Source organism: Microbacterium sp. CFH 31415, from assembly GCF_022538185.1.
In the GTDB taxonomy this organism is placed as follows: Bacteria; Actinomycetota; Actinomycetes; order Actinomycetales; family Microbacteriaceae; genus Microbacterium.
In genome coordinates this window covers 101,917-110,454 of sequence record NZ_JAKYXC010000018.1, presented here as the reverse complement: position 1 = coordinate 110,454, position 8,538 = coordinate 101,917, and the positions used below count along the sequence as shown (strand labels likewise).

The following is an 8,538-nucleotide window of genomic DNA, read 5'->3' as shown; positions in this document are numbered from 1 at the left end:
CGGTGCCGCGGCGGATCAGGTCATACGCCTCGGCGATGAGCTGCATGTCGGCGTACTCGATGCCGTTGTGCACCATCTTCACGAAGTGACCGGCACCGTCGTGGCCGATGTGCGTCACGCACGGCTCGCCCTCGGCGACCGCCGCGATCGAGCGCAGGATCGGACCGAGCGTGACCCACGACTCGTCCGACCCGCCGGGCATGATCGACGGGCCCAGCAGCGCACCCTCCTCACCACCGGAGATCCCGGCGCCGACGAAGTTGATGCCCGTCTCACGCACCGCCTTCTCCCGGCGGATCGTGTCGGTGAACAGCGCGTTCCCGCCGTCGACGATGATGTCGCCCGGCTCGAACACATCCACCAGCGCATCGATCACCGCATCCGTGCCGCCACCGGCCTTCACCATGATGATCGCCGTCCGCGGCTTCACCAGCGACGCGGCGAACTCATCATACGAGAACGCGGGCACGAACCCCGCCTCCGGATGCTCCGCGAGCAGCGTGTCGGTCTTCTCGTGGCTGCGGTTATAGACCGCCACCGTGTTGCCCTCACGACTGGCGAGATTGCGGGCCAGGTTCGACCCCATCACCGCCAACCCCACCACACCGATATTCGCGGCAGGCGCAGCAGCCGCGTCGGGACCCGTCGGCTCCGGCGCCGGACGGGACACCTCCTCGGGGCGCGGGGCACCCTCGTGCTCACGCGTCGCGCCGGGCTGGTCATCGCGATCGGTCGAAATGTTCGTCTGCGCCGCGGGCTCGTTCGAAGACACACGCACTCCTGTGGGATCGGGGAGGGGAGGATTCCAGCCTAGAGTCTGGCGCACGCGTGTTACACGGGATGGGCGTGATCCTCACCGCGCCCCGACGTCCGTTGTGCGTCGGAGATCAGTCCTTGCGGTAGTTCGCGCGGCCCATCGACCAGAGCGCGCCCGCCGTGAGGAGTGCGCCGAGGGCGGCCATCGCGCCGATCAGCCAGAGCAGCGCGTGAGAAAGAAAGCCGTAGTCCATCGGGGTCCTCCGTGGGCGGAACAGGGTGCGGTCCTCATCGTAGCGGGAGTCGCAGGCCTCTCGCGGGGTGGTCGCGCGCGGGCATCCTGAGCCTCGGCTTCGGCGCCATCGTCCCGGCTGGTAGACTCGACCCTTGAACTTCGGCGAGGGATGCCTCGCACCCGCCTGACCGGCGGGATGCGGCATCCGTGATCGACGCGGTGGAGCAGGCCCATGGCTTTCCTCACGCGTGTGCGTTCGAGTCGAGAAACCCCCAAATACCTGGGCCCGCCACCTGAGCGGACCCGCGATCAGAACGGGCTCACGCCCGCGAGGAGAAACCATGTCGACCGAGACCGACACCAAGGTCCACGCCGAAGTCCGCGAGAACTTCGGAAAGGGCTTCGCCCGCCGCCTGCGCGCCGCCGGCAAGATCCCCGCCGTCATCTACGGCCACGGCACCGACCCGCTGCACGTCGCGCTGCCCGGTCACCAGATGGCGCTGCTTATCCGCCGTGCCAACGTCGTGCTCGAGCTCGACGTCAACGGCAAGGAGCAGCTCACACTGGTCAAGGACGTCCAGAAGGACCCGGTGCACCAGATCATCGAGCACATCGACCTCCTCGTCGTGAAGAAGGGCGAGAAGGTCCAGGTCGACGTTCCCGTCGTCGTTCTGGGCGAGCCCTTCGCCGGCACGATCGCCAACCTCGACGCGACGACCATCGCGCTCGAGGTCGAGGCGACCCACATCCCGCAGAACATCGAGGTCGACGTCGAGGGCCTCGAGGACGGCACGCACATCACCGCCGCCGACCTGAAGCTCCCGAAGGGCGCGACGCTGATCGCCGACCCCGAGACGCTCGTCGTCGCCGTCTCGGTCCCGGCCGCGACCCTCGCCGCCGAGGACGAGATCGCCGAGGCCGACGCCGAGGTCGCCGCCGAGCAGTCGGAGGAGGCCGAGCAGGCCGCCGAGGGCGCGGCCGCGTCCGAGTAAGGACTCACCGCAGCATCCGTCGAAGCCCGTCCCCGATAATCGAGGGGGCGGGCTTCGCCGTCGGAAGGGGAGACATGGCACAGGCGTGGCTGATCGTGGGACTGGGCAATCCCGGACCGCGGTACGAGCTGACCCGTCACAACGTCGGACAGCTCGTCCTCGACGAGCTGGCCGCCCGGCGCGGTGAGTCGTTCAAGGCCCACAAGGCGAACGCGCGCGTCGCCGAGACCTGGCTGCGCCCCGGGGGAGTGAAGCTCATCCTCGCCAAGCCGAACACCTTCATGAACGTCTCCGGCGGCCCGGTCGCGGGGCTCGCGAAGTTCTACGGCGTCGAACCCGGGCAGGTGGTCATCGTGCACGACGAGCTCGACATCCCGTTCGACACCATCAAGCTCAAGACCGGCGGCGGACACGGTGGGCACAACGGCGTCCGCGACGTCGCGAAGGCGCTCGACTCAGGCGACTTCGCGCGGGTGCGCGTCGGCATCGGCCGCCCTCCCGGCCGACAGGATCCCGCCGACTGGGTGCTCGATCCGTTCGGCGCCGCGGAGCGCAAGAACCTGCCGATCCTGCTCGGTGACGCCGCCGACGCCGTCGAGCAGCTCGTCGAAGAGGGACTGCTCGCCGCCCAGCAGAAGCACCACTCGCCGCGCTCCTGACGCGGCGCGCGGTCAGCCGCCGATACCCGTGCCGGCTCCGAGCCCGGCCGTGAGCAATCCCTGCAGCACCGCGAAGAACACGATCGGACCCAGCGCCGCCATGACGATCGCCGCGATCGCCCAGCCCCGGCCGCGATCCTTCACCAGCGCGATGATGCCTTGCACGAGCGCCCACACGCCGAGCGCCGTGCCGACCCAGAACGACACCTCGGCCAGCAGGACGTACTCGCGCACGGGTGCGAGCACCGACCAGTCGAAGTCGGCGGTGAACGGGCGCTCGGCGATCTCGCGCACGGCTCCGAGGCCGATGGCGAACGCGGAGATCCCCGCGCCGAGCGCGGCCCCCACAGTGGCCACGGTCGCGAGGACGAACGCGACGATGCCGAGCCCGCGCCCCGATGAACGGCGAGCGGATGCCGCGCCGGGCGCGCTCCATGCCGCGCCCGGGTGCACGCCGGGGGCGGGCGCCGGCGTGCCGTAGCCGGCCGGAAGTGCGTAGCCGGCCGGAGCGGCGTAGGCGCCGCCGGCGGGCGACGCCGTGCCGCCCGGCGCCGGGGCGGGCGCGACCGCCGATGGCGCACCGAACGGAGGAGCGGACGGCGCGGCCCACGCGGTCGGCGCTGCCGCCGGGGGAGCCACGGGGGGAGCCGGAGGGGCCGCGGGGGACGCCACGGGAGGGGTGGGCTCGGGTGTCGGCGGGGTCGTCTGCTCGGCGGGGTCGCTCACGCGCTCATCCTATGAGGCGCGGGCCGCGGCCCCCGACCGCTCTGCTGCGCCCGCCCGGTGTCGGCGCCCGCGCGTAGACTCGTCCGGTGACAGTTCCCGGGATCGTGCGCGCCCTCGAACAGGCTGAGTCGTTTCGGGATGCTGTCGCCGCAGCATCCGTCGACGCCGACTTCTCGCTGGTCGAAGGTCTCGACGCACCGCTGCTCTCCGCCCTCCTCGAGCGTCGCCGCGGCGCCGGCAAGCCGCCCGTCATCCTGCTCATCACACCGACGGGTCGGCGGTCCGAGTCGATCGGGCCGGCGCTGGGCGCGCTGCTGCCCGGTGCCGACGTGCTGCACTTCCCAGCCTGGGAGACGCTGCCGCACGAGCGGCTCAGCCCGAGCCCCGAGATCGTCGGCAACCGGCTCGACGTGCTGGGACGCATCGCGCGCTGGGACGGCGAGACGCCCCTCGTAGTGACGGCTTCGGTGCGCGGCGCGATCCAGCCGCTCGCGGCCGGCCTCACCGACGTGCCGCCGATCGACCTCGTCGTCGGCGGCCGCGGGCACGAGCTGGGCGGCGTCTCGCTGCGCCTCATCGAGCTGGCCTATCACCGCGTCGACATGGTGTCCCGTCGCGGCGAGTTCGCGGTGCGCGGCGGCATCCTCGACGTCTTCCCGCCGACAGCGGCCCACCCGTACCGCATCGAGTTCTTCGGCGACGAGGTCGACCAGATCCGCGCGTTCTCGGTCGCCGACCAGCGGTCGCTGCCCGGCGAGGTGCGTGAGGTGTCGCTCATCGCGAGCCGCGAACTGCTGCTGACCGACGCGGTTCGCGGCCGCGCGCGTCAGCTCAAGGATGAGTTTCCGGGGCTCGCCGGCATGCTCGAGAAGATGTCGGAGGGCATCCCGGTCGAGGGCATGGAGTCGCTGCTTCCCGCCGTCGTCGACCGGCTGGTCACCGTCGTCGACTACCTGCCCGAGGGCGCGGCCGTGGCCCTCGTCGACCCCGAGCGCGCCGTCACGCGCGCCATCACGCTCGGCGAGACCAACCGGGAGTTCCTCGAGGCCGCGTGGAGCGCCGCGACAGCCGGTGCCCAGACCCCCATCGACCTCGGGGCCGGCGACTTCCTCACACTCCCGGCGCTGCGCGAGGCCGCACACGCGCGCGACGACGTGTGGTGGACGCTGAGCGCGTTCGATTCCGGAGAAGCGGATGCCTCGGCCGAGGGCCTGCTCGACATCGACGTCGCCCTCGAGGCCGCCGCGGCGATCCGCGTCGCCGCTGCGCCGGTGCCCTCGTTCCAGGGCAACGTCGACGGCGCGACCGCGCACGTGGGGGAGCTGCTCGCCGACGGCTGGCGCGTCGTGGTCGCCGCCTCCGGTGCGGGTCTCGTCGAGCGTGCGCGCGATGTTCTCGCCGAGCGCGGGATCGCGGCCCGCAAGGTGGACGAGGTTCTCGCCGCACCCGAGCCCGGCGTCGCGCACCTGGTGGTGTCGGTGCTCGAGCGCGGCTTCGAGGTGCCCGATGCCAAGCTCGCCGTGCTCACCGAGACCGAGTTCTACGGCCGCACGATCGGCGGCGACCAGCGCGTCGTCAAGAAGCTCGCGTCGCGCCGCAAGAATGTCGTCGACCCACTGCAGCTCAAGCCCGGCGACCACGTCGTGCACGTGACCCACGGCATCGGCAAGTTCGTGGAGCTCACACAGCGCGAGGTGTCCAGCGGCGGCCGCAACCCCGTGAAGAGCGTGCGCGAGTATCTCGTGCTCGAATATGCGCCGTCCAAGCGCGGCTACCCGGGCGACAAGCTGTTCGTCCCCACCGACCAGCTCGACCTGCTCTCCCGGTACGTCGGCGGCGAGGCGCCGAGCCTGTCGAAGATGGGCGGCAGCGACTGGGCCGCGGCGAAGGGGCGCGCGCGCAAGGCTGTGCGCGACATCGCCGTCGAGCTCGTCAAGCTCTACTCCGCCCGCATGGCGGCGAAGGGCTACGCATTCGGGCCCGACACCCCGTGGCAGCGCGAGCTCGAGGAGGCGTTCCCGTTCGCCGAGACGCCCGATCAGCTCCAGACGATCGACGAGATCAAGGCCGACATGGAGAAGCCGATCCCGATGGACCGCCTGCTGTCGGGCGACGTCGGGTTCGGCAAGACCGAGGTCGCCGTGCGTGCAGCGTTCAAGGCGATCCAGGACGGTAAGCAGGTCGCGATGCTCGTGCCGACCACGCTTCTCGTGAAGCAGCACTTCGAGACGTTCACCGAGCGCTTCGCCGGATTCCCGGTCAAGGTCAAGGCGCTCTCCCGCTTCCAGACCGACAAGCAGGCGCGTGAGGTCGTCGACGGGCTCGCCGACGGCACGGTCGACATGGTCATCGGAACGCACCGCATCCTCACCGAGAAGGTGCTCTTCAAAGACCTCGGCCTCCTGATCGTCGACGAGGAGCAGCGGTTCGGCGTCGAGCACAAAGACCAGCTGAAGAAGCTCAAGACCAACGTCGACATCCTGGCGATGAGTGCGACGCCCATCCCGCGCACGCTCGAGATGGCGGTAACCGGCATCCGCGAGATGTCGACGCTGCAGACCCCTCCCGAGGACCGGCATCCGATCCTGTCGTATGTCGGCGCCCGCAACGACAAGCAGATCGCCGCGGCGATCCGTCGCGAGCTGCTGCGCGAGGGCCAGGTGTTCTTCGTCCACAACCGCGTGCAGTCGATCCAGCGGGTGGCCTCCGAGCTCGCCGAGCTCGTGCCGGAGGCGCGTATCGCCGTGGCGCACGGTCAGATGGGCGAGCACGCCCTGGAGGAGGTGGTCGACGCCTTCTGGGAGCGGCGGTTCGACGTGCTCGTGTGCACCACGATCGTCGAAACCGGTCTAGACATCTCCAACGCGAACACGATCATCATCGACCGTGCCGACAAGTACGGCCTGTCCCAGCTCCACCAGTTGCGGGGCCGGGTGGGCCGGGCGCGCGAGCGCGCGTACGCGTACTTCCTGTACGACGAGCTCAAGCCGCTGTCCGAGACGGCTGCCGACCGCCTCGAGACGATCGCCGTGAACAACGACCTCGGCAGCGGCATGCAGGTGGCGCTGAAAGACCTCGAGATCCGCGGTGCCGGCAACCTGCTGGGCGCGGAGCAGGCCGGCCACATCGCCGGGGTGGGTTTCGACCTGTACCTCCGGATGATCGGCGAGGCGGTTTCCGCATTCCGCGGCGATGACGTCGAGGGCCCCGCCGAGCTCCGGCTCGAGCTGCCAGTCCAGGCTCGCATCCCCGAGTCGTACATCGACAGCGAGCGGCTGCGCCTCGAGGCGTACCAGAAGCTGTCGGCCGCGGCATCCCTCTCCGCCAAAGACGATGCGATCGACCTCGTCGTCGAAGAGCTCACCGACCGCTACGGTGAGCCGCCCGCCGACGTCGAAGGACTCCTCGCCGTCGCGCGCCTGCGGCGCCGTGCCGCGCGGGCGGGTCTCGCCGACGTGGTCGCGATGGGTCCCAACCTGCGGATCGCACCGGCGAACCTGCCCGACTCGATGCGCGTACGGCTGCAGCGGCTCCACCCGAAGGCCAAGCTCCTGCAGGGCGGCGAGGCACTGGTCGTGCCCCTGCCGACCGCCGGAGGGGAGCGCGTCGCCGATGCCGACCTCATCGCGTGGGTGGGCCAGCTGCTCGAACAGCTGTGGCCGGTGCCGCAGGCTGCCGAGGCATCCGCCGCGGCGAAGTCATCCGGCTGACGCGGCAGCCGGCGTGCCGTGGTTCGCGGCGGTCGCCGTCGCCGTGCCGCGCGGCGGCGCCCACGAGCGAGCGCAGCGCGTCAGATGACGCCCTGGGCGAGCATCGCATGTGCCACGCGCGTGAATCCCGCCGCGTTCGCGCCCACGACGTAGTCGCCGGGGCGGTCATAGCGCTCCGAGGCGGCGAACGCGGCGTCGTGCACGTCGGCCATGATCGAGCGCAGCTTCTCCTCGCTGTGCGCGAAGCTCCAGCGCTGCCGCGCCGCGTTCTGGCTCATCTCGAGCGCCGACGTCGCCACACCGCCCGCGTTCGCGGCCTTTCCGGGACCGAACAGCACCCCTGACTCCCGGAACGCCGCAACGGCGCCGGGCGTAGACGGCATGTTCGCACCCTCCACGACGGCGCGCACGCCGTTGCCGATGAGTGCCGAGGCATCGAGCTCGTCGAGCTCGTTCTGGGTCGCCGAGGGCAGGGCGACGTCCATCGGGACCTCCCATGGCCGAGCGCCCTCGACGAATCGCGCGGTCGCGCGGCGCGCGGCGTACTCGGCGATCCGGCCGCGCTCGATCTCCTTGACCTGACGGAGCAGGTCGACGTCGATCCCGGCGTCGTCGACGACGTAGCCCGACGAGTCCGACGCGGTGACCGGGATGCCGCCGAGCTGGTGGACCTTGTCGATCGCGTAGATCGCGACGTTGCCCGAGCCCGACACCCCCACACGGCGGCCGGCGAGCTGCTGGCCGTGCACCGCCAGCATGTTCTGCACGAAGAACACCGCGCCGTAGCCGGTGGCCTCGGTGCGCACCTCCGCACCGCCCCACTGGACGCCCTTGCCGGTGAACATGCCCGACTCGTGGCGGTTGGTGATCTTGCGGTACTGGCCGAAGAGGTAGCCGATCTCGCGGGCGCCGACGCCGATGTCCCCGGCCGGCACGTCGGTGTGCTCGCCGAGGTGACGGTAGAGCTCATTCATGAACGACTGGCAGAAGCGCATGATCTCGCCGTCGGATCGGCCATGCGGGTCGAAGTCGCTGCCGCCCTTGGCGCCGCCGATGCCCTGGCCGGTGAGCGCGTTCTTGAAGATCTGCTCGAACCCGAGGAACTTGATGATCGACAGGTCCACGGTCGGGTGGAACCGCAGACCGCCCTTGTACGGCCCGAGCACCGACGAGAACTGCACGCGGAACCCGCGGTTGACCTGGAGCGTGCCCCGGTCGTCGATCCACGGGACGCGGAACATGATCTGGCGCTCCGGCTCGACCAGGCGCTCCACGATGCCGCCGGAGACGAACTCGGGATGCCGCTCCAGCACCGGCACGATCGAGTCGAGCACCTCGTGCACGGCCTGCTGGAACTCGAGCTCGTGGGGGTTGCGGGCCTGCACGGTGTCGAACACGGTGCGGACGGCGGACGGCAGGGCGACGAGAGTGTCGGTCACGGGTGGAGCTTTCTTCGGGAC

General features: G+C 70.7%; 7 protein-coding genes. 3 read left to right on the top strand and 4 right to left on the bottom strand.

The annotated features are described in order from the left end of the window. Positions 1–586 (bottom strand): NAD(P)-binding domain-containing protein (locus MK786_RS16070; protein WP_241113245.1); only part of this gene is annotated, 586 nt, incomplete at its 3' end. A gap of 301 nt (positions 587–887) precedes the next feature. Further along, positions 888–1,010 carry a hypothetical protein gene (locus MK786_RS16405; RefSeq protein WP_263598689.1) on the bottom strand — a complete coding sequence of 41 codons (123 nt, stop codon included), beginning with the start codon at positions 1,008–1,010 and terminating at the stop codon, positions 888–890. Between the two features lie 322 nt (positions 1,011–1,332). Here MK786_RS16405 and MK786_RS16065 point away from each other — a divergent pair, with 322 nt between their 5' ends. Beyond that, positions 1,333–1,983: a 50S ribosomal protein L25/general stress protein Ctc gene (locus tag MK786_RS16065; protein ID WP_241113230.1), complete on the top strand. Its 651-nt coding sequence runs from the start codon at positions 1,333–1,335 to the stop codon at positions 1,981–1,983. Between the two features lie 74 nt (positions 1,984–2,057). Continuing rightward, positions 2,058–2,642: an aminoacyl-tRNA hydrolase gene (gene pth / locus MK786_RS16060; protein ID WP_241113229.1), complete on the top strand. Its 585-nt coding sequence runs from the start codon at positions 2,058–2,060 to the stop codon at positions 2,640–2,642. Positions 2,643–2,654: 12 nt separating this feature from the next. On the opposite strand, the gene MK786_RS16055 is transcribed toward pth, so the two are convergent. Beyond that, positions 2,655–3,368, bottom strand: a complete 714-nt coding sequence (locus MK786_RS16055) for a hypothetical protein (protein WP_241113228.1) — start codon at positions 3,366–3,368, stop codon at positions 2,655–2,657. Between the two features lie 86 nt (positions 3,369–3,454). On the opposite strand from MK786_RS16055, the gene mfd reads away from it, so the two are divergent. Then, positions 3,455–7,078, top strand: coding sequence for a transcription-repair coupling factor (gene mfd / locus MK786_RS16050; protein ID WP_241113227.1), 3,624 nt, complete (start codon positions 3,455–3,457; stop codon positions 7,076–7,078). Positions 7,079–7,158: 80 nt separating this feature from the next. Here the strand turns inward: mfd and gdhA are convergent, their stop codons facing one another. Then, entirely contained in the window at positions 7,159–8,517 is a 1,359-nt protein-coding gene (gene gdhA, locus MK786_RS16045; RefSeq protein ID WP_241113226.1) for an NADP-specific glutamate dehydrogenase, read from the bottom strand. Positions 8,518–8,538: the final 21 nt, after the last annotated feature.

Bases quoted from the DNA above. Each gene is read 5' to 3' on its own strand.
- pth (WP_241113229.1), top strand. From the start codon at position 2,058: ATGGCACAGGCGTGGCTGATCGTGGGACTGGGCAATCCCGGACCGCGG.
- MK786_RS16065 (WP_241113230.1), top strand. From the start codon at position 1,333: ATGTCGACCGAGACCGACACCAAGGTCCACGCCGAAGTCCGCGAGAAC.
- MK786_RS16405 (WP_263598689.1), bottom strand. From the start codon at position 1,010: ATGGACTACGGCTTTCTTTCTCACGCGCTGCTCTGGCTGATCGGCGCG.